The sequence below is a fragment of the Amycolatopsis albispora genome, from assembly GCF_003312875.1.
In the GTDB taxonomy this organism is placed as follows: Bacteria; Actinomycetota; Actinomycetes; order Mycobacteriales; family Pseudonocardiaceae; genus Amycolatopsis; species Amycolatopsis albispora.
This window is the reverse complement of record NZ_CP015163.1, coordinates 1,946,636-1,970,377: the sequence shown is the minus strand read 5'-3', so window position 1 is coordinate 1,970,377 and position 23,742 is coordinate 1,946,636. Positions and strand designations below refer to the sequence as shown.

Genomic DNA, 23,742 nt, shown 5'->3' with positions numbered 1-23,742 from the left:
ATTGACCGCACCTCCGCGTGAACCGGTGGCGAAGCCGGTGCGCAGGCCACCACGCAAGCCCAAGCCGGCGCCGGGGTCGCGGCGGCTGAGCCCGCTCAAGGTGCTCGGCACGGTGGTGGTGTGGGCGTTCACCGCGTTCAACCTCTTTGTGCTGTACTGGCTGCTCTCGTCGTCGTTCAAGACGCCGGTGGAGATCTTCACCCAGCCGTTCCAGCTGCCGCGCCAGTGGTTCGTCGCCGGGGATCCGTTCCGCAACTACGTCTACGCCTGGAACCAGGCCGGGCTGGGCTCGGCGTTCGTCAACACCGTGCTGCTCGTCGGCGCGGCCGCCATCGTCACCGTGGTCGTCTCCGCGCCGGCGGCGTACGCGCTGACCAGGCTCGGTGTGCGCGGGGCCAGCGGGATGACCGGGTTCGTGGCGATCGGCATGGGCGTGCCGTTCCAGACGGTGATCATCCCGCTGTTCGTGAACATGGCGAAGATCGGGCTGGCGAACAACCTGTTCGGCCTGTTCCTCATCTACGTGGCGCTGTCGCTGCCGTTCACCGTGTTCCTGCTGACCGGGTTCTTCCGCTCGCTGCCGGACGAGATGGAGGAGGCCGCGGCGATCGACGGCGCGTCACCGCTGCGGACCTTCGTCTCGATCATGCTGCCGCTGGCACGCGGCGGGCTGATCACCGCGTTGATCCTGAACCTGATCGGGCTGTGGAACGAGACCCTGCTGGCCATCGTGTTCCTGCAGGAGAACGCGGACTTCACCCTGTCACGGGCGCTGTTCACCTTCTACGGCGCGGCCAGCTACCAGTCCGAATACGGCGGGCTGATCGCGGGCGTGGCCATCGTCGTGCTGCCGATGCTGGTGCTCTACGTGGTGCTGGCGCGGCGGATCATCACCGGCCTGACCCTCGGCGCCGGAAAGTAAGGGAGAAAGTCATGGCAGGCGTTTCCTTCCGGGGCGCGACCAGGTACTACGCCGGCTCGGACCGGCCGGCGGTGGACGGGCTGGACCTCGAGGTGCCGGACGGGGAGTTCCTGGTGCTGGTCGGCCCGTCGGGCTGCGGGAAGTCGACCACGCTGCGCATGCTCGCCGGGCTCGAGGGCGTGGACGAGGGCACCATCCACATCGGCGACCGCGACGTCACCGAGATGGCGCCGAAGAACCGGGACATCGCCATGGTGTTCCAGAACTACGCGCTCTACCCGCACATGACGGTGGCCGAGAACATCGGCTTCCACCTGAAGATCCAGAAGGTGCCGCGGGCCGAGCGCGAGCGCGCGGTGGCCGAGGCGGCGAAGGTGCTCGACCTGGAGCCGTTCCTGGACCGCAAGCCGGCGAAGCTGTCCGGCGGCCAGCGGCAGCGGGTGGCGATGGGCCGCGCGATCGTGCGCAGCCCGCAGGTGTTCTGCATGGACGAACCGCTGTCCAATCTGGACGCCAAGCTCCGCGTGCAGACCCGCACGCAGATCGCCTCGCTGCAGCGCAAGCTCGGCGTGACCACGGTCTACGTCACGCACGACCAGGTCGAGGCGATGACCATGGGGGACCGGGTCGCGGTGCTCAAGGACGGCGTGCTCCAGCAGTGCGACACGCCGATCGGGCTGTTCTCGCGGCCGGTCAACGTTTTTGTCGCCGGGTTCATCGGCTCGCCCGCGATGAACCTGATCCACACCACGATCGGCACCGAGGGCGCGGTCGTCGGCGGCACGCATCTGCCGTTGACGCCGGACCAGCGCGCGGCGCTGACCAGTGAGCGCGTGGTGGTCGGCGTGCGGCCGGAGGGGTGGACGGTCGGCGCGGCCGAGGACGGCATCGGTGCGGTGGTCGAGGTGGTCGAGGAACTCGGCAGCGATCAGTACCTGTACTGCTCGGTGTCCGGGAGCACCGACCAGGTGCTGACCGTGCGCACCGAGGGCATGGCGGCGTGGCAGCGCGGTGAACGGCTCGGGCTGTCGCCGCGGCCGGGTGCGGTGCACCTGTTCGACGAGGCGACCGGAGAGCGGCTGCCGGACTGATGACGCGTGTCTTCCGCACCGGGCTGACCCTGCCCGCCGCGCCGATCGGACCCGAGAACCCGCTGCCGCCGCTCACCCCGCTCACCGCCGCGCAGCAGGTGACCAATGTGGACGAACTGCCGCCGGACCTCGCCGACGGCGTGCGGTACGGGAAGCTGGACAGCGTGCTGCCGTGCCTGCTGCAGAACGGGTACGGGCGCGAGCGCACCGAGCGGACGCTACCCGCGCTGGTGCTGGAGAACGGCAGGCTGCGCGCGACCGTGCTGCCGTCACTCGGCGGGCGCCTGTATTCGCTGTACGACAAGGTGCGCGAGCGTGAACTGCTGTTCCGCAACCCGGTGCTGCAACCGGCGAACCTCGCCCTGCGGGACGCCTGGTTCGCCGGCGGGGTCGAATGGAATCTCGGCAGCACCGGGCACACCACGATGACCTGCGAGCCGATGCAGGCGGCGCTGATCGGTACCGACGGGCTGCGGCTGTGGGAGTGGGAGCGGACCCGGAACCTGCCGTACCAGCTGGATTTCCGGCTGCCGGAGGACTCGCCGGTGTTGCTGGTCGGCATCCGGGTGCGGAATCCGCACGCACACGAGGTGCCGCTGTACTGGTGGTCGAACATCGCCGTGCCGCAGACGCCCGGCACCCGGGTGCTGGCGCCCGCCGAATTCGCGTGGCACTACGGCTACGGTGGCCGCCTTGATCGGATTCCGATGCCGCCGGAGATCGATCCGAGTGCGTATGAACACGCCGCGGACTTCTTCTTCGACCTCGAACCCGGGCAACGGCCGTGGATCGCGGCGGTTGACGAGACCGGTTACGGCCTGCGGCAGACGTCGACGCGGTTGCTGCGTGGCCGGAAGCTGTTCGTCTGGGGCACGTCCGCGGGCGGCAGCCGGTGGCAGGAGTGGCTTTCGCCGGGGTCGGAGACGGGCTACCTGGAGATCCAGGCCGGGCTGGCGCGCACGCAGCTGGAGCACCTGCGGCTGCCCGGCGGGGAGTCGCGGGACTGGCTGGAGACGTACGGGCCCGCCGACGCCGAGTCCGATGTGGACGCCCGGTATGACGAATGGCTGGCCGTCGCGGACCGGGAACCGGGGGAGTGGCTGTACGCGGGCTCCGGCTGGGGTGCGCTGGAACTGCGCCGGAGACCGGTCGCGCTCCCGGGCACCCCGTTTCCCGAGACCACGCTGGGTGAACGGCAACGGCCGTGGCTGGACCTGCTCGACGGCAAGATGGCCGCACCGGATCCGCGGACTCCGCCGGACGGCACGCTGGTGACCTGGCGAGGCGAGCTGGCAGCGGCCGAGCCGAACTGGCTGGTCTGGTACCACCGGGGTGTCGCACACTGGTACGCCGGGGACAAGGTCGCCGCCGAACAGGCGTGGCGAGCGTCCCTTGAGGACACGGAAAACGCCTGGGCAGTGCGGAATCTCGGGATCGCCACCGATGACGCCTCCCTGCTGAGACGGGCGTTCGACCTGGCCCCGGCCGAGCTGGCGGTCGAAGCGATCGACGCGGCGCTCGCGGCCGGGCAGGCGGGCGAGGCGCTGACCATGCTCGCGACGGCACCGATGCGCAACGGACGGATCCGGCTGCTCACCGCACGCGCGCTGCTGGCCGCCGGGGACGCGGCCGGTGCGGAAGAGGTGTTCCTCGCGGGCTTCGACGTGCCGGACATCCGTGAAGGCGACACGTCCCTTTCGGACACCTGGGCCGAGATCCAGCGGGCGCTGGGCGGTGACCGGCCGCTGCCCCGGCGGTACGACTTCCGGATGACGGCGCGGTGAACCGGCACGAGCGGCTCAGCGGGCTGCTGTCGGTGGTCGGTGAGCGCGGCAAGGTCCTGGTCGAGGCGCTGGCGGAGGAACTGGCCGTGTCGGCCGCGACCATCCGGCGCGACCTGGACCACCTGGCCGAGCAGCAGCTGCTGATCCGCACGCGTGGCGGCGCGATCGCCACGCACGTCTCGTACGACCTGCCGCTGCGGTACAAGAGCGCGCTCAAGGCGCCGGAGAAGTCCCGGATCAGCCGGAACGTGGCGCTGCTCGTCGAACCGGGCGCGGTGGTCGGGCTCAACGGCGGGACCACCACCACCGAGATCGCCAGGGCCATCGCGGCCAGGGCGGAGCTGGACCACCGGCCGGGCAGGCCCGCGCTGACCGTGGTGACCAACGCGCTCAACATCGCCGGTGAACTCGCCGTGCGCCAGCACCTCAAGCTGGTGGTCACCGGCGGGGTGGCCCGGCCGCGCTCGTTCGAGCTGACCGGCCCGCTGGCCACCGGCGTGCTCGCCGACATCTCGCTGGACCTGCTGATTCTCGGCGTGGACGGGATCGATCCCGAAACCGGGGCGTACGCGCACCACGAAGGCGAAGCCGACATCAACCGGCTGATGGTCGAGCGTGCCGCGCGGGTGGTGGTCGCGGCCGACAGCTCGAAGCTGGGCAAGCGCGCGTTCGCCCGGATCTGCCCGATCTCCGCGGTGGATCTTGTGGTCACCGATGCCCCCGTGGTGGCCGAGGTCGAAGCGCGGTTCGCGGCGGCGGGCGTGCGCCTGCGGACGGTCTGACAGCCTGCTCCGTACTGCTCGAATCTGCTCGCAGATGTTGACTTATGAGCGAAACAAGCCTAGAAAAATCAGGAAAGAACGCTCGGTGGCAGAAGGGTTCACCATGCTTCCCCGTTCGATCCTCGTTGCGGTCCTGCTCACCGGAGTCACCCCGGCCGTCGCCGCCGAACCGCCGGCGCTTGTCCTCACCTCGCCGGAACTCTCCGTGGAGGTGGGCGCCGACTTCCCGCTGGTGCACCGGTACACCGACCGCGCCACCGGCGCGACGCTGGACGGCCGCACCGGTGGCCTGGACCAGATCACCATCAACGGCGCGGCCCACCGGGTCACCGGGCAGGGCTCGGTCTCCGGCAACGTGGCCCGCTACCGGCTGACCGTCGATGACCAGCCGGGGGTGGTGATCGACGCGTCCCTGCGCGTCGACGGCCGCGCCACCACCTTCCGGATCGACCGGATCACCGACACCGACCAGTTCCGCGTCGGCACCCTCGACCTGCCCGGCCACGACCTGGTGTCCGTCTCAAGTGGACAGCCGGGCGCGGGTACCGCGTTCACCACGCTGGACCCGAACGCCACCCGCACCGCGGACGTGTTCGCTCCAGTGACCCCGGAGACCGCCGCCGAGCCGAATCCCGTCGGTGCCTCCTACGGGATCGTCCACACCGGATCGCTGGCTGCCGCGGTCGAGACGAACTCCGTGTATGACAAGCCATCCGGCGCGACCAACGGGGACGACGCCCGGCTGTGGCACCAGGCACGCAAGGACGGTGACGGCACCCGGGTCGGTGTGTGGAGCGGGCAGTGGACCTACCGCGCCGAGGGCTCGGCGGCCACCGAGGAACTGCCCTGGGCGAAGGTGGTGGTCACGCCCGAGGTCAACGGCGACGGCAAGGTCGACTGGCAGGACGGTGCCATCGCCTTCCGCGACATCGCGATCACCGCGCCCGGTGCCGCGAAAACGCCGGACCGTGTGATCACGCACATCCCGTTCAACTTCGCCAGCCAGGCCACGCACCCGTTCCTGCGCACGCTCGACGACGTCAAGCGGATCTCGCTGGCCACCGACGGGCTCGGGCAGCTGGCCGTGCTCAAGGGCTACGGCAGCGAGGGGCACGACTCCGCGCACCCGGACTACGGCGGCAACTACAACGAGCGCGCCGGCGGGCTCGCGGACCTCAACACGCTGGCGGCCGAAGGGGAGAAGTTCAACGCGGACTTCGGCGTGCACGTCAACGCGACCGAGTCCTATCCGGAGGCCAAGGCGTTCAGTGAGCAGCTGGTCGACCTCGACCGGGCGGGCTGGAACTGGCTCGACCAGTCGCGGGAGATCGACCAGCGCCGGGACAACGCGTCCGGCGAGCTGGCCAAGCGGTTCCGGCAGCTGCGCGAGGAAACGCATCCGAACCTGGACTTCCTCTACATCGACGTGTTCCGCAACCACGGCTACGTCGCCGACCACATGCTCCGCGAACTGCGCGACCAGGGGTGGACGGTCGGCACCGAATGGTCGGACAAGCTCGAACGCTCGTCGCTGTGGTCGCACTGGGCCAACGACCTCGACTACGGCGGGCAGACCAACAAGGGGCTGAACTCGCGCATCATCCGGTTCATCCGCAACGACCAGCGCGACACCTGGAACCCGCACCCGATCCTGGGCAACACCCGGATCGAGGAGTTCGAGGGCTGGACCGGGGAAACCGACTGGACCAGCTTCCACCGCAACATCTGGGTGCACAACCTGCCCGCGAAGTTCCTGCAGCAGCAGCGGATCACGCGGTGGGACGAGCACGAGATCACCTTCACCGGCGGCGTGCGCGGCACCGACGCGGCGGGCAAGCGGGAGATCTTCGCCGGGGACGCCAAGGTGCTCGACGGTGACAAGTACCTGCTGCCGTGGAAAGGCAAGTACTACCACTACAACCCGGCCGGCGGCCGTACCGAATGGACGGTGCCGGACGAGCGCGAACTGACCATGTACCGGCTGACCGACACCGGCCGGGAAGCCGTCGGGGTGGTTCGCCCGCAGCACGGGAAGGTGACGCTCGACGCCGAGCCCGGGGTGCCGTACGTGCTGGACGGGCCGGGCGGGCGCACCGCCGATCCGCGCTGGGGTGAGGGGACCGGCCTGGTCGATCCCGGGTTCAATGCCGCCGATCTGCGCCGATGGCGGCCGCAGGGTGACGTGCATGCCGAACGGACCGCGCTCGGGCACACGGTCGCGCGGTTCGACGGCCTGGGAGCTTTGGAGCAACGGCTGACCGGCCTGGAACCGGGTACCTACAGCGCTTCCGTGTGGGTCGAATCTCCACAGAGGACGGAACTGACCGTCGGGAACACCAAGAACTTCATCGACCGGTCCACGGCGAAGAACTATGTGGCGGCGGACGAGAAGCAGGGCACCTACTTCCAGCGTCTCCGCGTGGTGTTCGACGTGGCGGCGGGGGAGCAGCCGAACCTGCGCATCACCGGTGGTGCCGGGGTGCGGGTGGACGACGTGCGCGTGGTGCCGACCGAACGCGTTGCCGGACCCGGCATCGTCAACGAGGACTTCGAGCACGTCGACCAGGGCTGGGGCCCGTTCGTCAAGGGTGACGCCGGTGGCAGCACCGATCCGCGCACGCACCTGTCCGAGCTGCACGCGCCCTACACGCAGCGCGGCTGGCACGGGAAGCTCGTCGACGACGTGCTGAGCGGGAACTGGTCACTCAAGGCCCACGAGGAGAACGCCGGGCTGGTCTACCGGACCGTGCCGCAGACCGTCCGCTTCGAGCCGGGGCACCGGTACCGCGTCGAGTTCTCGTACCAGAACGGGCACGCGGGCCAGTACTCCTGGATCACCGGTTCGGGCACCGCGGAGCAGGCGACGCCGCTGCCCGCGCAGCACCAGACCGCGCGTTTCGCCCAGGAGTTCACTGTGGACGGTCCGGACGCGTGGGTCGGGCTGCGCAAGCACGACGTGCCCACCCCGCTACAGGCGGACCTGGTCATGGACGACTTCACCGTTTTCGATCTCGGCCTCGCCGGCTGAGGGATCTGGAGGAGAAATGGCTGAGCAAAGCTCGGAGCAGTCCGGCGTGTCGCGGCGCTCGCTGCTGCGGAACACGGCCATCGCGGGCATGGGCGCGGGGCTGGTCACGCTCGGCGGGCCGTCCGCCGCGGCCGCCGATACCATTCCGGCGGTGGGTGAGGACGCGCGATCGTGGCCGAAGCGGCGGGGCAAGTCGATGATCGGGGTGCCGTTCAAGCCGACGCCGAACCCCCGGTTCGGCATCATCGGCCTCGGCAACCGCGGCGCCGGCATGCTGACTGACCTGCTCGGTGTGCCGGGCGCGAAGGTGACGGCGCTGTGTGACAACCGGCCCGAGTTCGCGCAGAAGGCCGCCAAGGTGGTCACCGATGCCGGGCAGCCGGAGCCCGCCGTCTACACCAACGGTGAGCACGCCTTCGAGCAGCTGGTGGCCAGGGACGACGTGGACTTCGTCTACGTGGCCACGCCGTGGGAATGGCACACGCCGATGGCGCTGGCGGCGATGCGCGCGGGCAAGCACGTCGGCGTGGAGTGCCCGATCGGGATCACCGTGAAGGATCTCTGGGAGCTGGTGGACACCTCCGAGCAGACCGGGCGGCACTGCATCCAGCTGGAGAACTGCTCGTACGGGCAGAACGAGATGCGCGCCCTGCGCATGGTGCACGCCGGGAAGTTCGGGCAGATCCTGCACGGTTCCGGCGCCTACCTGCACGACCTGCGGGAGCTGCTGTTCTCGGACACCTACTACGCCGGCGAGTGGCGGCGCACCTGGCACACCAAGCTGAACACCGACCTGTACCCGACGCACGGGCTGGGCCCGGTGGCGGCGTACATGGACATCCACCGCGGTGACCGGCTGGCGCGGATCAGCACGATGAGCACGCCCGCGCTCGGGCTGGCCGAATACCGCGAGGCACACGTGCCGCGCGGCGACTCGTCCTGGCAGGAGACCTACGTCAAGGGCGACGTCACGATGAGCCTGATCCAGACGGCACAGGGACGGGTGATCCACCTGGTGCACGGCGTGTCGAGCCCGCACCCGTACAGCAGGCTCAACTACATCGCGGGCACCAAGGGCGCGTTCGAAGACTATCCGGCGCGGATCTACGTCGAGCCGGACCACAGCGGGCACAAATGGGGTTCGTGGGACGCCTACAAGTCGTTCGACCACTGGCTGTGGACCGAGGTCGGCGGCGGCAACGGCGGGCACGGCGGGATGGACTACATCATGCTGTGGCGGCTGGTGCAGTGCCTGACCCTGGGCCTGCCGCCGGACATCGACGTCTACGACTCGGCGGCGTGGAGCGCGCCGCTGCCGCTGGGCGTGCTGTCGGTGAAGCACCAGGGCGCGTCGATCCCGTTCCCCGACTTCACGCGGAACAACTGGAAGACCCCGCACGCGGGCATCGACTCACCGAAGCCCTGACCGGGACCTGGTGATGTCACGAATGTGGCTTTCGGGACGCCGGATGTCTCGAAAGCCACATTCGTGACGTTTCAGCGGAGGAGGGCGAGATCGACGGCGTCCGCCATGGCGCGGAAGCCGGCGTCGTTCGGGTGCAGGTGGTCGCCGCAGTCGTAGGCGGGCAGCATGCGCAGCGGGTCCTGCGGATCCCGGATCGCCGCGTCGAAGTCGACCACGCCGTCGAAGGCACCGCCGTGGCGGATGAACTCGTTCACCGCGAGCCGCGTCGCTTCCAGGGTTTCGTTGTAGACGCGCCACCCCTTGAACGGCGTCAGCGTGCCGCCGATGACCCGGATGCCCCGCGCGTGCGCCTGCGCGATGAGCTGCCGGTACGCGGCGATGATCTGCGCCGGATCGGTCTGGTGCGGGGTCTGCTGGATGTCGTTGATGCCCTCCAGCACCACCAGCGTCTTCACCCCGCCGAGGCTGAGCACGTCCTCGTCGAGCCGCGCCAGCGCGTTGCGCCCGGCGCCCGACCCCGGCACGTCGAGCAGCAGCCGGTTCGCGCTGATGCCCGCGTTGAGCACACCGAGCGGGCGCCCGGCGGCCTGCAGGCGGTCGCTGAGGAAGTCCGGCCACCGCTGGTTGGTGCCCGGGGTGCCGCCCACGCCGTCGGTGATCGAGTCGCCGAGCGTGACCACCGAACCGCGCGCCGGGCTCCGCACGTCCACTCCGGACACGTAGTGCCACACCGAGGTCTGCTCGGTGAAGGACGCCCCGGATTCCTCGGCCGCGCGGTCGCCGGCCTTGGTGAAGAACGAGGTCTGCAGCGCGGCCGGGTGGTGGGTGACCGGGCCGGACGGGGCGGGCGTGAAGGTGGTGACCAGCAGGTCGCCGTCCTGCGGCACACGCAGCAACGCCGCGTCGCTGAGCACCTCCGCCCCGGCGGGGATCACGGTCGTCTCGGCGCCGCCGAAGGTCAGGGTGCGCATCGAACCGGGAACGGCCCGCGGGGTGTTCGGCTCGGCCGCGATTGCCACGGTCACCTTGCCCAGCGTCAGCGGCTGCGTGCCGAAGGCGTTGGACAGCCGGACCCGCACCGAAGCACCACCGACACTGGTATGGACCAGGTTGCGGATCGAATAGTCGGGATAACCACCCTCGGTGCCGGGCACGCCGGCGGCCGGGGACGCCGCCCAGGTGCCGACCCAGTTCCCGGGCAGCTCGGGGCTCTGCGCGTTGCTCGATGCCGTCACTACGCCGAGGGCCGCCACCGCGATCGCCCCGGCGGCCAGGATTCGCCGCATGTGATCACCTTTCAGCGCGCCGCGCCCGTGCGGTGACCGCCGTTCAGGTGACAGCGGCAGTTCAGGGGTTTCTTCGCGCCAGCAACAGGTTCAGGTGGCTGACCACCCGATGTGCCGGATCGTCGAGATCGATGCCGCCGAGCGCGCGGGCGCGGCGGACGCGGTGCCGCAACGTGTTCGGGTGCACATGCAGCTTTTCCGCCGCCGCCCGGACGTCCCCGAGCGCGTCCAGATAGGCCAGCAGCGAGACCACCAGCTCGGTGCCGTGTGCCGCGTCGTGTTCCACAAGGGACTGGACGGCCGGGTCGTGCAGCTCGGGGTTGGCTTCCAGCAAGGACAGCGTCTCGCCGAGCAGCACCTCGGCCCGCAGGTCGCCGATGCTGCCCACCGCCCGGTCCGGTGTGCGGCTGACCGCGTCGAGCACCCGGTCCGCCTCCGCGCGCGAGGTGACCACCGCACGCAGCGACGGGGCCGCGCCGCCGATTCCGGCTTGGACGGTCAGCGCGGTCCGGCGTTTCAGCACGTCGACGATGCGCTCGGCGAGCCCGACCGGCGCGGTGGTCACCGGCAGCACCGCGTACACGCGCCCGCCGATCGTCCCGACCAGCGCGCCCCGGCGATGCGCGGTGACGTGCACGGACACCACCCGCGCCAGCTCCGCCAGGTGCAGTTCGTGCTCAGGCAGGTCCGGCTCGATGGTGCGGGCGGCGAAGGCGAGGACCACCGACGGCGCGGCCGGGTCGAGGCCGAGCTGCCCGGCGACCAGGTCGGCGCTGACGCGGCCGTCGAGCAGGCCGGTGACCAGCTCGTCCCGCGAACGCGTGCCCGGCAGCCCGCGCTGGGTGAGCATGCTCAGCGCGGCCATGCGCGCGGCCCCGAGCAGCGCGCTGCCCGCCTGCTCGGTGAACGGCTGGCTGCCCTGCTGCACCCAGATCGCGCCCAGGTGCTGGCTCCCGGCCCGGATGCCGACCGCGAGCCGCCGCCGGATGCCGAGTTCGGGCCGCTCCTCCAGGTCGACCACCTCCTCGCCGGAGCGCAGCCGCTGGTAGACACCCCATTCGCGGAGCAGTTCGAGGTACCGCTCCGGGCCCTTCCAGCCGAGAATGGTCAACCGGCGCAGCTCGTCCACTTCATCGACCTCACTGTCGGACCGCGAGTACGCGAGCAGCCGGTAGGTGGCGTCCTCGATGCTGACGATGCCGCCGGTCAGCGCGGCGACGGTCTGCGCCAGGGAGAACAGGTCCCGATCGGAGCTGTCGTCGCGCAGCCCGGCGGTCAGGGCAGCGCTGTCCAGCAACTCGCGGATCAGTGCGGAGAGCTGGTCCCACCGGGCACGCGGCTGGACCACCAGCAGCCCGATCCCCGCGTCACCGGCGGCGGCTTCGAGCTGGGCGGTGTCCGGCTCCTCGGACTTCACCGCCACCGCGGCGGCCCCGCGCCGCGCGGCCGCCCGCAGGTAGCGCAGCGCGTCCCGGCCGCGGGCGCCGATGATCAGCACCAGCTCACCGCGGTAGGCGCCGGGTTCGTCGTCCGGGTCGAGAATGGCCAGCCCGTGCACCGGCAGGTCGGCCGAACCCGCGCCCAGCTGGACCAGGGGTTCGCCGATCGCGGCGAGCAACTGGCGCAGTGAGGGACCGTCGGTCATGGTGTTGTCCGATCGCACGGGGTTCGCCGTCGAAGCTTAGCCGATCGGACAATCCCAGGAGGCCGCCGCGTGCTTACCGTTCCCGGTATGGACGCGATCACCCAGCCGCCCGCACCCCGCAACGAACCGGTCCGCGAGTACGCCCCCGGCTCGCCGGAACGCGCCTCGCTCGTCGCGAAGCTCGCCGAACTCGAGTCGCGGCAGTTCGAGCTGACCTCGACCATCGACGGTGAGCAGCGGATGGCCGGTGGGGAACGCATCGACGTGGTGCAGCCGCACAAGCACCGCCACGTGCTCGGCACCACCGCCAACGCCACCCACGCCGACGCGAAGGCCGCGGTCGCCGCCGCGCTGCGTGCCGCCGAGTCCTGGCGCGAACTGCCCTTCGACGAGCGCGCCGCGGTGCTGCTGCGTGCCGCCGACCTGCTGTCCGGCCCGTGGCGCGACACGCTCAACGCGGCCACCATGCTCGGCCAGTCGAAGACCGCCGTGCAGGCCGAGATCGACTCCGCCTGCGAGCTGGCCGACTTCTGGCGGTTCAACGTGCACTTCGCCAGGCAGCTGCAGGCCGAGCAGCCGATCAGCTCGCCGGGGGTGTGGAACCGGCTGGACTACCGCCCGCTGGAAGGCTTCGTCTACGCCATCACCCCGTTCAACTTCACCGCCATCGCGGGCAACCTGCCGACCGCGCCCGCGCTGATGGGCAACACCGTGGTCTGGAAGCCGTCGCCCACCCAGGGCCTGGCCGCGCACCTGACCATGCGCCTGCTCGAAGAAGCCGGGCTGCCGCCGGGCGTGATCAACCTGGTCACCGGCGACGGGCTGGCCGTCTCCGACGTGGCGCTGGCCGACCCGGCGCTGGCCGGGATCCACTTCACCGGGTCCACCCGCACCTTCCAGCACCTGTGGTCCTCGGTCGGCGCGAACATCTCCGGGTACCGCACCTACCCGCGGCTGGTCGGCGAGACCGGCGGCAAGGACTTCGTGCTCGCGCACCCGTCGGCCGACGTGGACGTGCTGCGCACCGCGCTGGTCCGCGGCGCCTTCGAGTTCCAGGGCCAGAAGTGCTCGGCGGCCTCGCGTGCCTTCGTGCCGCGCTCGGTGTGGAACCGGCTGCGCGACGACCTGGTGTCCGAAGTGGACTCGCTGAAGATGGGCCCGGTCACCGACCTGACCAACTTCCTCGGCGCGGTGATCGACCGGCGCGCCTACGACCGGCTGGCCGGTGCGCTGAAGCTGGCGCACGAATCCGACTCGCTGCAGGTCGTCGCCGGTGGCACCGCGGACGACAGCGAGGGCTACTTCGTGCGCCCGACCGTGGTGGTCGGCGAGGACCCGACGCACGAGGTGTTCAGCACCGAGTACTTCGGCCCGTTCCTGGCGGTGCATGTCTACGAGGACGGCGACTTCGAGAAGGTGCTCAAGCAGGTCGACCAGGGCGCGGCCTACGGGCTCACCGGCTCGATCATCGCCAACGACCGCGCGGCGGTGGTGAAGGCGTCGCAGGCGCTGCGGTTCGCGGCGGGCAACTTCTACGTCAACGACAAGCCGACCGGTGCGGTCGTCGGCCAGCAGCCCTTCGGCGGCGGGCGCGCGTCCGGCACCAACGACAAGGCGGGCTCGATCTACAACCTGCAGCGCTGGATCAGCCCGCGCACCGTGAAGGAAACCTTCGTGCCGCCGGTTTCGGCGGGCTACCCGCACCAGCTGGAGGACTGAGCCATGCTCCGCTCCGCGTTGATCGCCGCTTCCCGGTCCGCGTCCTTCCGCGGCATCGCGGAGCGGGCGCCGGTGATGCGCCCCATCGTCGACCGGTTCGTCGCCGGGGACGAACTCGGCCAGGCCATCGAGACCGTCCGGCGGCTCACCGCCGACCGGCTGGTCTCGCTCGACCACCTCGGTGAGGACACCACCGACCGGGCGCAGGCCGAGCGGACCGTGGACGCCTACCGGGTGCTGCTGCGCACGCTCGGCGAGGAGGGCCTGGCCGAGCGTGCCGAGGTGTCGGTGAAGCTGTCCGCGCTGGGCCAGGCGCTGCCGGTGGACGGCGACAAGATCGCGCTGGAGCACACCCGGCAGATCTGCGCCGCCGCGGCGGCGGCCGGCACCACGGTGACCGTCGACATGGAGGACCACACCACCACCGATTCGACCCTGTCGATCGTGCGGGACCTGCGCGTGGACTTCCCGTCGACCGGCACCGTGCTGCAGGCGTACCTCAAGCGCACCGAGGCGGACTGCCGGGAGTTCGCCGGTCCGGGTTCGCGGATCCGGCTGTGCAAGGGCGCCTACGACGAGCCCGCGTCGGTGGCGTACCGGGAGAAGTCCGAAGTGGACGCTTCCTACGTGCGGTGCCTGAAGGTGCTGATGGCGGGGGAGGGCTACCCGATGGTGGCCACGCACGACCCGCGGCTGGTGGACATCGCGGAGTGGCTGGCCATGCAGCACGACCGGTCGGCCGAGGAGTTCGAGTTCCAGATGCTCTACGGCGTGCGGCCGGAAGCACAGCGGGAACTCGCCGGCCGCGGAATGCGGCTGCGGGCCTACGTGCCTTATGGCACCGAGTGGTACCCGTACTTCATGCGGCGCCTGGCGGAGCGACCGGCGAACGTGGCGTTCTTCCTGCGTTCGTTCACTTCCCGGGGATAGCGCGGCCGGGTAGCCACCTGCCCCCGGCGAGCCCGGAACCTCGTTCCGGATGACACGAATGTGGCTTTCGGGGCGAAATCCGCCCCGAAAGCCACATTCGTGTCCGGGGCCGGGGCCGGGGGCGGGCGCGGGGGTGTCGGGTCAGAGGCTGGGGCCCGGCACGCCCGCGGTGGCGAGGGAGCGCCGCCGGCGGAGCCAGACTCGGCGGGTGCCGTCGGCGTAGAGGCGCACGTTGGACAGTTCCCAGCCGGAGAACTCGGCCTGGATGGAGAGCTGGATCGCCGCGGAGAGCCGCGACACGCCGGGTGGCAGCTGCAGCCGGCGATACTCCCAATCCCCTTCGACCACCGCCTCGGTCATGGTGTGATCACCTGGATCCCTTCTCCGGCCGCCGAGCCGACGACCACCGCCGAGCTCGCCGGATCCACTGACACCGCATTGGGCTGGCGAACCGTGGGGAACCGGAACCGCTCCACCGGCTCCCCGCCGCCGACGTCGAACGCGGCGACCTCGTTGCGCTCGGTGAGCGTGACCCAGGCCAGATCGCGCTGGGCGTCGTAGGCGATGCCGTAGACCCCGCCCGGCACCGGATAGCGCTGCCGCAGCAGCAGGGGACCGGCCGAGAACGCCAGCAGCGAACCCGCCCGGGTGTCGGTGACCAGCACCCGGCCGTAACGGTCGGTCACCGCGTTCGTGGCGCCGTCACCGGCACGCAGGCCCTCGTTGACCGTGCCCGCCGCGAGGTCCACTTCGAACAACGCGGTGCGCAGCCGGTCCAGCACCACCGTGCTGTTCCCGGCGGTGAGCACCTGGTCGGCGCTGTAGACCTGGCCGGTGATCGACTTCGTGACGCGGTCACCTTCGAGCACATCGACCGCCTTGCGGTCACGCACGGCGACCAGCGTCTGCGGCCCGCGCGGAGCGGCGGCGGCGGGCTGGCCCGCGACCGGCACCGTGGTGACGCTGCCGTCGGCCGGGTTCACCCTGGCCAGCGCGCTCGCGCCGGGCAGGCTGGCGAGCAGCCGGTCACCGTCCGGGGTGAGTCGCTCGGCGGGCGCGGGAAGGCTCACCGCGCGTGGTGGCTTCGCCAGGTCGGCCAGGTCGTAGAGCTGCAGGGACGGCTCGGTGAGCGCCACCGCGAGGAAGCCGCCCGCGGCCGCGACCGAGGCGACCGGCGCGGCGGGCAGCACCCGCCCGGCGGGCTCGGCGGTGCGTGCGGGGGAGGGCACGGCCGTCGCGGCCACCGGGTTCGCCACCAGCTGCAGGTCGTCGGACTGGTCGCTCCCCGTGCCGCAGCCGCTCAACACCAGCGCGACCACCAGGGGCGTAGCGACAAGCAACCGGCGCAATCCAGATCCTCCCGACCGTGAGTCCGACGAGTCGGACACTGCCAGCATCCCGTAGAAACCACGGCACGTCACGTGGCTGTCACCTAACAGACACCTCGAACCCGCTCAGTGCGGCCATCGCTCCGGGTAACCGGTCTCGATCGAGCTGACGTCGTCGAGCGCGGACCGGATCGCCGGCGGCAAGGTGATCTCCTCGGCGATCAGCGAACCGGTCAGCTGGCCGGTGTCACGGGCGCCGACCAGCGGCGCGACCACGCCCGGCCGGTCACGCACCCAGGCCAGCGCGACCGCCAGCGGCGACGTGCCCAGCCCGTCGGCGGCGGTCACCACGGCCTGCACGATGCGGGCCGCGCGCTCGGTGCGGTGCTGTTCCACATACCCGGCGTAAGCGGGGGAGGCGCCGCGGGAGTCCGCGGGCGTGCCGGTGCGGTACTTGCCGGTCAGCACACCACGCCCGAGCGGCGCCCACGGCAGGACGCCGATGCCGTGGTGCTGGGCGGCGGGCAGCACCTCGCGCTCGATCCCGCGCTGCAGCAGCGAGTACTCCATCTGCGTGGAGACCAGGCGCACCCCGGACGGCAGCGTGGCCGCGGTCGCCAGCTGCCAGCCGGAGTAGTTCGCGACCCCGGCGTAGCGCACCTTCCCGCTGGTGACCGCGTACTCCACCGCGGACAGGGTTTCCTCGAGCGGCACCGAGGAGTCCCAGGCGTGCAGCTGCCACAGGTCGATGTGGCCGGTGCCGAGGCGGCGCAGGGAACCGTCGAGCGCGTTGAGCAGGGCCCCGCGGGAGGCGCCGCCGCTGAACGGGCCGTCACCGCTGCGCGCCACCGCCTTGGTGGCCAGCACGATGTCGGTGCGCGGCACCAGGTCGCCCAGGAGGGAGCCGAGGATCCGCTCGGCTTCGCCGTCGCCGTAGACGTCGGCGGTGTCCACCAGCGTGCCACCCGCGTCGACGAAGGCCACCAGCTGGCTGGCGGCCTCTTCCGCGTCCGTGCCGGTACCCCACGACATCGTGCCCAGGCCCATCCTGGACACTCTCAGGCCGGACGCGCCGAGCTGCCGGTTCTCCATTCGCGCAGCCTAACCAACCCGCCGCCGCGAACCTTTACGAAGGCGCGTGTCGCGGTGATCATCCCCCGGTTTAGGGTCGGGCCCCGTGCGCTTGGGACTGAACCTCGGATATTGGGGCGCCGGCAACGACGCGGCCAACCTCACACTCGCCAAACACGCCGACGAACTGGGCTACGCCGTGGTGTGGGCCGCCGAAGCCTATGGCTCGGACGCCCCCACCGTGCTGGCCTGGATCGCCGCGCAGACTTCGCGGATCGACGTGGGGAGCGCGGTGCTGCAGATCCCGGCCCGCACGCCGGCCACCACCGCGATGACCGCCGCCACGCTGGACACGCTGTCCGGCGGCCGGTTCCGCCTCGGCCTCGGCGTGTCCGGGCCGCAGGTCTCCGAAGGCTGGCACGGGGTGCGCTTCGGCTCGCCGCTGGGCCGGACCCGGGAGTACGTGGAGATCGTGCGGATGGCGCTGCGCCGCGAACGCGTCCGGTACGACGGCAGGCACTTCCAGCTGCCGCTGCCCGACGGGCCGGGCAAGGCGCTGGCGCTGACCGTGCACCCGGTGCGCGAGCACATCCCCACCTACCTGGCCGCGATCGGCCCGAAGAACCTCGAGCTGACCGGCGAGATCGCCGACGGCTGGCTGCCGGTGTTCTTCTCCCCGGCCCACGCCGAGGAGCACTTGAAGCACCTGCGTGCCGGTGCTGAGAAGGCCGGGCGTTCGCTCGCCGACCTCGACATCGCGCCGACCGTGCCGCTGGTGGTCGGGGACGACTGGACCGCCTGCGCGGACGCCGTGCGCTCGTACGCCGCGCTCTACATCGGCGGCATGGGCAGCCGGGACAAGAACTTCTACAACCAGCTCGCCTGCCGCATGGGCTTCGAGGCCGAGGCGGCCGAGGTCCAGGAGAAGTACCTGGCCAAGGACTACGCCGGGGCGATGGCCGCGGTGCCGCTGGAGTTCCTCGACGCCACCGCGCTGCTCGGCCCGAAGGAGCGGATCGCGGAGAAGATGGCGGCTTTCGCCGAAGCGGGCGTGACCACTCTCACGGTGGCGCCGTACGACGGGGACGCCGACGCGCGGCGGAACGCGCTCGACGTGGCCGCCGAAGCCATCGAGCTGGCGGGGAGCTGACGTGAGCTGGTTCGAAGCGCTGGTGCTCGGCCTGGTCCAGGGCCTGACCGAGTTCCTCCCGATCTCCTCGAGCGCGCACCTGCGCGTGACCGCCGCGCTGGCGGGCTGGGACGACCCGGGCGCCGCGTTCACCGCGGTCACGCAGATCGGCACCGAGCTGGCGGTGGTGCTCTACTTCGCGAAGAAGATCGGCCGGATCCTCACCGGCTGGTTCTACTCGCTGTACAAGCCGGAGTGGCGGGACAACCCGGACGCCCGGCTCGGCTGGCTGATCATCGTCGGCACGCTGCCGATCGGCGTGCTCGGGCTGCTGCTGCAGGACCAGATCGACAGCTCGTTCCGCGACCTGCGGATCACCGCGACCATGCTGATCGTGTTCGGCGTGATCCTGTGGCTGGCCGACACCTACGGCAAGAACGAGCGCACGCTGGACCACCTGACCGTCAAGCACGGCCTGGCTTTCGGGTTCGCGCAGGCGCTCGCGCTGATCCCGGGCGTGTCGCGGTCGGGCGGCACCACCAGCGCCGGGCGGCTGATGGGGTACCAGCGCCCGGAGGCGGCGGAGTACTCGTTCCTGCTCGCGCTGCCCGCGGTGTTCACCTCGGGCCTGTTCAAGCTGAAGGACGTCGGCGGCGAGAACAGCCCGGAGTGGGGGCCGACGATCCTGGCCACGCTGGTCGCGTTCGGCGTGGGCTACCTGGTGATCGCCTGGCTGATGAGCTACATCAAGAAGCGGAGCTTCCTGCCGTTCGTGATCTACCGGATCGTGCTCGGCCTGGTGCTGTTCGGCCTGATCTTCGGCGGCGTCCTCGACCCCAACGCGGGCCCCGCTGGTCACTGAGTGATCTAGGCGCTGCCCGGCGAGTCAAGCTCGCGCTCTTCGCGCCCAAGCGGCCCCCGGCGGCACGGGCGGACCGCCCGAGTACGGTCCAGTACGAGGGCGATCCGCCCGCACCGCCGGGAACCACCTGGATCCCGAAGCCCATCGACCAGACACGCCGGGCAGCGCCTAGGCTGGCGCCGTGGGCACTGTGATCCTGTTGCGGCACGGCCGCTCGACCGCGAACGGGTCGGGTGTGCTGGCCGGGCGCACGCCGAAGGTCGGACTCGACGAAACCGGCCGGGCGCAGGCCGAGGCACTGGCCGGGCGCCTGGCCGGGATCCCGCTGTCGGGGCTGGTGGTCTCGCCGATGCTGCGCTGCAAGCAGACCGTCGCGCCGCTGGTCGCCGCGCAGGGGCTGGAGCGGGTGGTGGACGCCCGGCTGTCCGAAGTGGACTACGGCGACTGGACCGGGCGGGCGATCAAGGACCTCACCTCGGAACCGCTGTGGCGGGTGGTGCAGGCGCACCCGTCGGCCGCGGTGTTCCCCGGCGGCGAGGGACTGGCCGCGATGCAGGCCAGGGCGGTCGAGGCGGTGCGCGAGCACGACGCGCGGATCACCGCGGCACACGGCGACCACGCGGTGTGGCTCCTGTGCAGCCACGGCGACGTGCTCAAGTCGCTCATCGCCGACGCGCTGGGGCAGCACCTGGACTCGTTCCAGCGCATCGTGGTGGACCCCGGTTCGCTCTCCGTGGTCACCTACACCGAGACGCGGCCGTTCGTGGTCCGGGTCAACGACAACGGCGGTGACCTGAGCGGCCTCGTGCCGCCGAAGCCGAAGCGGGGTAAGAAGGACAAGAAGTCCTCCGATGCCGTCATCGGGGGTTCGACTGGTCGGAAGGGCCGCGCATGATCTCTCCGGACAACCCGTTCGCCAGCCCGAGCGAGCTGCCCTACGGCCTGCCGCCGTTCGACCGGATCGCCGAGGAGCACTACCGGCCCGCCTTCGAAGCCGGGATCGCCGAGCAGGTCGAGCAGGTGCGCGCGATCGCGGACAACCCGGAACCGCCGACCTTCGACAACACCGTGGTCGCCCTGGAACGCTCCGGCGAGCTCCTGGGCCGGGTCTCGATGGTGTTCTTCAACCTGACCTCGTCGGACACCACCCCGGAACTGCAGCAGCTGCAGGCGGAGATCGCGCCGAAGCTCTCCGCCCACCGGGACGCGATCCACCTGGACAAGAAGCTGTTCGCGCGGATCACCGAGCTGTACGAGAAGCGGGATTCGCTCGACCTCGACCCGGAATCGGCGTGGCTGCTGGAGCGCTACCACGTGGACTTCGTGCGCGCGGGCGCCGCGCTGGGTGAGGCCGAGCAGGACAGGCTGCGCGCGCTGAACGAGGAGCTGTCCACGTTGAGCACGCGGTTCCAGGAGAACCTGCTCGCCGAGGGTAACGACCTCGCCGTGGTGGTCGACACCGAGGAGGAGCTGGCCGGGCTGTCGGCGGACACCATCGCCGCGGCCGCCGAAGCGGCGAAGTCACGCGGGCTGGACGGCCAGTACGTGCTCAAGCTGAGCCTGCCCACGCAGCAGCCCGCGTTGTCCTCATTGGAAAACCGCGCGCTGCGCGAGCGGCTGCACGGCGCGTCGGTGTCGCGGGGCAAGCGCGGCAACGAGCACGACAACTCCGAGCTGATCATCAAGATCGCGCACCTGCGGGCCGAGCGCGCGGCGCTGATGGGTTATCCGAACCACGCCGCGTACGTCATCTCCGACGAGACCGCGCGCACCGCCGACGCCGCGATGGGCCTGCTGGAGCGGCTCGCGCCGGCGGCGGTCACCAACGCCAACGCCGAAGCGCTGGAACTGCAGCAGCAGATCGACGCCGAGGGCGGCGAGTTCTCCCTGGAGCCGTGGGACTGGGCGTTCTACGCGGAGAAGGTGCGCAAGGCGCGGTTCGACATCGACGAGGCGGCGCTGCGGCCCTACTTCGAGCTGGAGCGGGTGCTCGTCGACGGCGTGTTCTTCGCCGCGTCGAAGCTGTACGGGCTCAGCTTCACCGAGCGGCACGACCTGCCGAAGTACCACCCCGAGGTGCGGATCTTCGAGGTCTTCGACGCCGACGGCACCGGGCTCGGCCTGTTCCTCGGCGACTACTACGCGCGGGACTCCAAGCGCGGCGGCGCGTGGATGAACAACTTCGTCGAGCAGGCGCGCCTGCGGGGCGAGCGCTCGGTGGTGGTGAACAACCTGAACATCATCCGCCCGCCGGAGGGGGAGCCGACGCTGCTCACCTTCGACGAGGTGGTCACGGCCTTCCACGAGTTCGGGCACGCGCTGCACGGGCTGCTCTCGGACGTGCGGTACCCGAAGTTCTCCGGGCCGAACGTGCCGCGTGACTTCGTCGAATACCCCTCTCAGGTCAACGAGATGTGGATGCTGTGGCCGGAGGTGCTGGCCAACTACGCCAAGCACCACCGCACCGGGGAGCCGCTGCCGCAGCACCTGGTGGACAAGCTGCTGGAGTCGCAGCAGTACGGCGAGGGCTACTCGACCACCGAGTACCTGGCGGCTTCGCTGCTGGACCAGGCGTGGCACACGATCAGCGCGGAAGACCGGATCACCGACGCCGCGGCGTTCGAGGCGGAGGCGCTGCGCAAGGCCGGGGTGGCGGTGCCGACGGTGCCGCCGCGGTACCAGAGTTCGTACTTCGCGCACATCTTCAGCGGCGGGTACAGCGCGGGTTACTACTCCTACATCTGGAGCGAGGTGCTGGACGCGGAGAGCGTGGAGTGGTTCCGGGAGAACGGCGGGCTGACGCGCGCCAACGGTGACCACTTCCGCCGGGAGCTGCTCGGCCGGGGCGGCAGCATCGACCCGATGACCGCGTTCCGGAACTTCCGCGGCCGGGACCCGGAGATCGAGCCGCTGCTCAAGCGCCGTGGCCTGACCGGCGCGTAACGCGGGCTCGGCGGTCGGCGGTGGCTCCCTCGTGAAACCGGGGGAGCCACCGCCTTTCCCCCTGGCTACCAGTCCCAGGCGTCCGGGGTGATGCTCCACTCGTTGCCGCCGCCACCGCCGTACTCGACGGCGGTCGCGGCCGAGGCCGCCCCACCCATGGCGAGTCCGCCGAGCGCGACCATGCCTGCCAGCAGCAGGCCGGTGAGAATCCTCTTCATGCGCACGCCTCCCAGTGCTCGAACAACCAACCCCGGCATTCTGTGACATCAGACCGATCGCTGTCACAGTTAACGCCAGGTGCTACCCGGATGGCGTAGCCGAGGTGACGCGCAGCGGGCGGAACACCTTCGCCGCCACCAGCAGCAGCACGCCCAGCACAACCGCCGAGAGGCCGATGGCCCCGAAGTACTGCGGCGCGGTGTCGCGGCTGTACCACCCGACGAGCTGCGCGGAGATGCCCTGGCCCGCCGCGCTCGAGGCGATCCACAGGCCCATCGTCTGCGTGGCGAAGGCCGCGGGCGCCAGCCGGGTGGTGGCCGACATGCCGATCGGGGACAGGCACACCTCGCCCACGGTGACCAGCGCGAAGCTCGCGACCAGCCAGAGCGGGTGGGTCAGCCCGGAGCCGAGCGTCGGGATGACCAGTAGCGCGTAGGACAGCCCGGCGACCACCAGCCCGAAGCTGAACTTGGCGGCCGTCGAGGGCTGCTTCGCGCGTCGCGCCAGCCGGACCCACAGCACCGCGAAGCCCGGCGCGATGAGGATCAGCACCAGCGAGCCGACCGACTGGAACCACGACGCCGGGATGGTGAAGCCGAAGGCGCCGAGGTCCGTGCTCTCCTGCGCGTGCTCGGCCAGCACGGTGGCGCCCTGCTCCTGGATGATCCAGAAGCACACGGCAGCCAGGAACAGCGGGAGGTAGGCCAGCACCCGCGTCCGCTCGGCTGGAGTCGTGCGCGGGCTGCGCAGCATCATGGTGAAGTAGCCGACCGGCAGGGCGATGGCGAGCAGGCTGATCGTGTTGATCACCAGCGTGGCGGTGAGGGTGCCGGTCGCCGCCGTGATCACCACGGCGAGGCCCAGCGCCGCCCCGACCGCGGTGACCCATCGGCGCCGGGCGGCGGAGATTTCGCGCCACCGCAGCGGGTTCTCCGGCCGGGTGCCCCGCTCGCCGAGGCGGCCGCGGCCACGCATGAACACCACCAGGCCGACCGCCATGCCGACGGCGGCGAGGCCGAAGCCGAGGTGGTAGTCGTACTTCTCGCCGAGCGTGCCCACCGCCAGCGGGGCGAGCAGCGCGCCGGCGCTGATCCCGGTGTAGTAGATGGTGAAGCCGGAGTCGCGGCGTTCGTCACCGGGGGAGTAGAGCTGCCCGACCGAAGTGGAGATGCTCGGCTTGAGCAGGCCGGTGCCCAGCACGATGAACACCATCGACAGGTACAGCGCGGTGGTACCGGCGGGCAGCGCGAGGCAGATGTGCCCGCACATGATCAGCACGCCGCCGTAGAGGGTGGCGCGGACGGTGCCGAACACCCGGTCCGTGAGCCAGCCGCCGCCGATGGCGGCCAGGTAGATCGCCGCGCCGTACACCGCGACCAGCGACCGCGCGGTGTCGCTCGGCAGGCCGAGCCCGCCTTCGCTCACCCTGTCGTACATGTAGTACAGCAGGATGGCTTTCATGCCGTAGTAGGAGAACCGCTCCCACGCCTCGGTGAAGAAGAGCGTGGCCAGTCCGGGCGGATGCCCGAAGAAGCCGCGCGCGGACCCCGTTCCCGTCAGCGAGCGTGCCACCGATC

19 protein-coding genes are annotated in these 23,742 nt (G+C 70.9%); 12 read left to right on the top strand and 7 right to left on the bottom strand.

The features are described 5' to 3' along the window. Position 1: 1 nt before the first annotated feature. The 6 genes from A4R43_RS09190 to A4R43_RS09165 all read left to right on the top strand — a co-directional run bounded on the left by A4R43_RS09190 (position 2) and on the right by A4R43_RS09165 (position 9,033). Entirely contained in the window at positions 2-922 is a 921-nt protein-coding gene (locus A4R43_RS09190; protein WP_418190812.1) for a carbohydrate ABC transporter permease, read from the top strand. An 11-nt stretch (positions 923-933) separates the two neighbouring features. Continuing rightward, complete coding sequence (locus tag A4R43_RS09185) at positions 934-2,013, top strand: ABC transporter ATP-binding protein (protein WP_113691933.1); 1,080 nt, start codon at positions 934-936, stop codon at positions 2,011-2,013. Next, positions 2,013-3,797: a DUF5107 domain-containing protein gene (locus tag A4R43_RS09180; protein ID WP_113691932.1), complete on the top strand. Its 1,785-nt coding sequence runs from the start codon at positions 2,013-2,015 to the stop codon at positions 3,795-3,797. Before A4R43_RS09185 ends, A4R43_RS09180 begins: the two co-directional genes overlap by 1 nt. Continuing rightward, positions 3,794-4,579, top strand: a complete 786-nt coding sequence (locus A4R43_RS09175; RefSeq protein WP_113691931.1) for a DeoR/GlpR family DNA-binding transcription regulator — start codon at positions 3,794-3,796, stop codon at positions 4,577-4,579. The genes A4R43_RS09180 and A4R43_RS09175 overlap by 4 nt, the downstream gene beginning before the upstream one ends. Before the next feature lie 103 nt (positions 4,580-4,682). After that, a complete protein-coding gene (locus A4R43_RS09170; RefSeq protein WP_113697452.1) occupies positions 4,683-7,607 on the top strand; it encodes an endo-alpha-N-acetylgalactosaminidase family protein in 2,925 nt (974 codons plus the stop codon). A 16-nt stretch (positions 7,608-7,623) separates the two neighbouring features. Beyond that, a complete protein-coding gene (locus tag A4R43_RS09165) occupies positions 7,624-9,033 on the top strand; it encodes a Gfo/Idh/MocA family protein (protein ID WP_113691930.1) in 1,410 nt (469 codons plus the stop codon). Between the two features lie 71 nt (positions 9,034-9,104). On the opposite strand, the gene A4R43_RS09160 is transcribed toward A4R43_RS09165, so the two are convergent. Further along, positions 9,105-10,319, bottom strand: coding sequence for an SGNH/GDSL hydrolase family protein (locus A4R43_RS09160; RefSeq protein WP_113691929.1), 1,215 nt, complete (start codon positions 10,317-10,319; stop codon positions 9,105-9,107). 61 nt (positions 10,320-10,380) lie between these two features. Next, positions 10,381-11,964 carry a PucR family transcriptional regulator gene (locus tag A4R43_RS09155; RefSeq protein WP_113697451.1) on the bottom strand — a complete coding sequence of 528 codons (1,584 nt, stop codon included), beginning with the start codon at positions 11,962-11,964 and terminating at the stop codon, positions 10,381-10,383. A gap of 87 nt (positions 11,965-12,051) precedes the next feature. Here A4R43_RS09155 and pruA point away from each other — a divergent pair, with 87 nt between their 5' ends. After that, the gene (pruA, locus tag A4R43_RS09150; protein WP_113691928.1) at positions 12,052-13,683 is read left to right on the top strand and encodes an L-glutamate gamma-semialdehyde dehydrogenase; all 1,632 of its coding nucleotides are present in this window, start codon (positions 12,052-12,054) and stop codon (positions 13,681-13,683) included. Positions 13,684-13,686: 3 nt separating this feature from the next. Beyond that, positions 13,687-14,613 (top strand): proline dehydrogenase family protein, encoded by a 927-nt coding sequence (locus A4R43_RS09145; RefSeq protein ID WP_113691927.1) that lies wholly within the window; start codon positions 13,687-13,689, stop codon positions 14,611-14,613. Positions 14,614-14,754: 141 nt separating this feature from the next. Here the strand turns inward: A4R43_RS09145 and A4R43_RS09140 are convergent, their stop codons facing one another. From A4R43_RS09140 to A4R43_RS09130, 3 genes are all read right to left on the bottom strand, one after another. After that, a complete protein-coding gene (locus tag A4R43_RS09140) occupies positions 14,755-14,973 on the bottom strand; it encodes a DUF5703 family protein (protein ID WP_113691926.1) in 219 nt (72 codons plus the stop codon). Further along, positions 14,970-15,962, bottom strand: coding sequence for a YncE family protein (locus tag A4R43_RS09135; protein ID WP_113691925.1), 993 nt, complete (start codon positions 15,960-15,962; stop codon positions 14,970-14,972). Before A4R43_RS09135 ends, A4R43_RS09140 begins: the two co-directional genes overlap by 4 nt. A 105-nt stretch (positions 15,963-16,067) precedes the next feature. Beyond that, positions 16,068-17,033 (bottom strand): aldo/keto reductase, encoded by a 966-nt coding sequence (locus A4R43_RS09130; protein ID WP_162788384.1) that lies wholly within the window; start codon positions 17,031-17,033, stop codon positions 16,068-16,070. Positions 17,034-17,118: 85 nt separating this feature from the next. Here A4R43_RS09130 and A4R43_RS09125 point away from each other — a divergent pair, with 85 nt between their 5' ends. The 4 genes from A4R43_RS09125 (at position 17,119) to A4R43_RS09110 (ending at position 21,946) form a co-directional block, all read left to right on the top strand. Then, positions 17,119-18,162 (top strand): LLM class F420-dependent oxidoreductase, encoded by a 1,044-nt coding sequence (locus A4R43_RS09125; RefSeq protein ID WP_113691924.1) that lies wholly within the window; start codon positions 17,119-17,121, stop codon positions 18,160-18,162. Between the two features lies 1 nt (position 18,163). Further along, the gene (locus tag A4R43_RS09120) at positions 18,164-19,003 is read left to right on the top strand and encodes an undecaprenyl-diphosphate phosphatase (RefSeq protein WP_113691923.1); all 840 of its coding nucleotides are present in this window, start codon (positions 18,164-18,166) and stop codon (positions 19,001-19,003) included. 181 nt (positions 19,004-19,184) lie between these two features. Beyond that, positions 19,185-19,898 carry a histidine phosphatase family protein gene (locus A4R43_RS09115; RefSeq protein WP_113691922.1) on the top strand — a complete coding sequence of 238 codons (714 nt, stop codon included), beginning with the start codon at positions 19,185-19,187 and terminating at the stop codon, positions 19,896-19,898. Continuing rightward, entirely contained in the window at positions 19,895-21,946 is a 2,052-nt protein-coding gene (locus A4R43_RS09110; protein WP_113691921.1) for a M3 family metallopeptidase, read from the top strand. Before A4R43_RS09115 ends, A4R43_RS09110 begins: the two co-directional genes overlap by 4 nt. 65 nt (positions 21,947-22,011) lie before the next feature. On the opposite strand, the gene A4R43_RS42620 is transcribed toward A4R43_RS09110, so the two are convergent. Then, entirely contained in the window at positions 22,012-22,164 is a 153-nt protein-coding gene (locus tag A4R43_RS42620; protein ID WP_162788383.1) for a hypothetical protein, read from the bottom strand. An 82-nt stretch (positions 22,165-22,246) separates the two neighbouring features. After that, on the bottom strand, positions 22,247-23,737 hold the full coding sequence (locus A4R43_RS09105) for a peptide MFS transporter (protein ID WP_113691920.1): 1,491 nt from the start codon (positions 23,735-23,737) through the stop codon (positions 22,247-22,249). Positions 23,738-23,742: the final 5 nt, after the last annotated feature.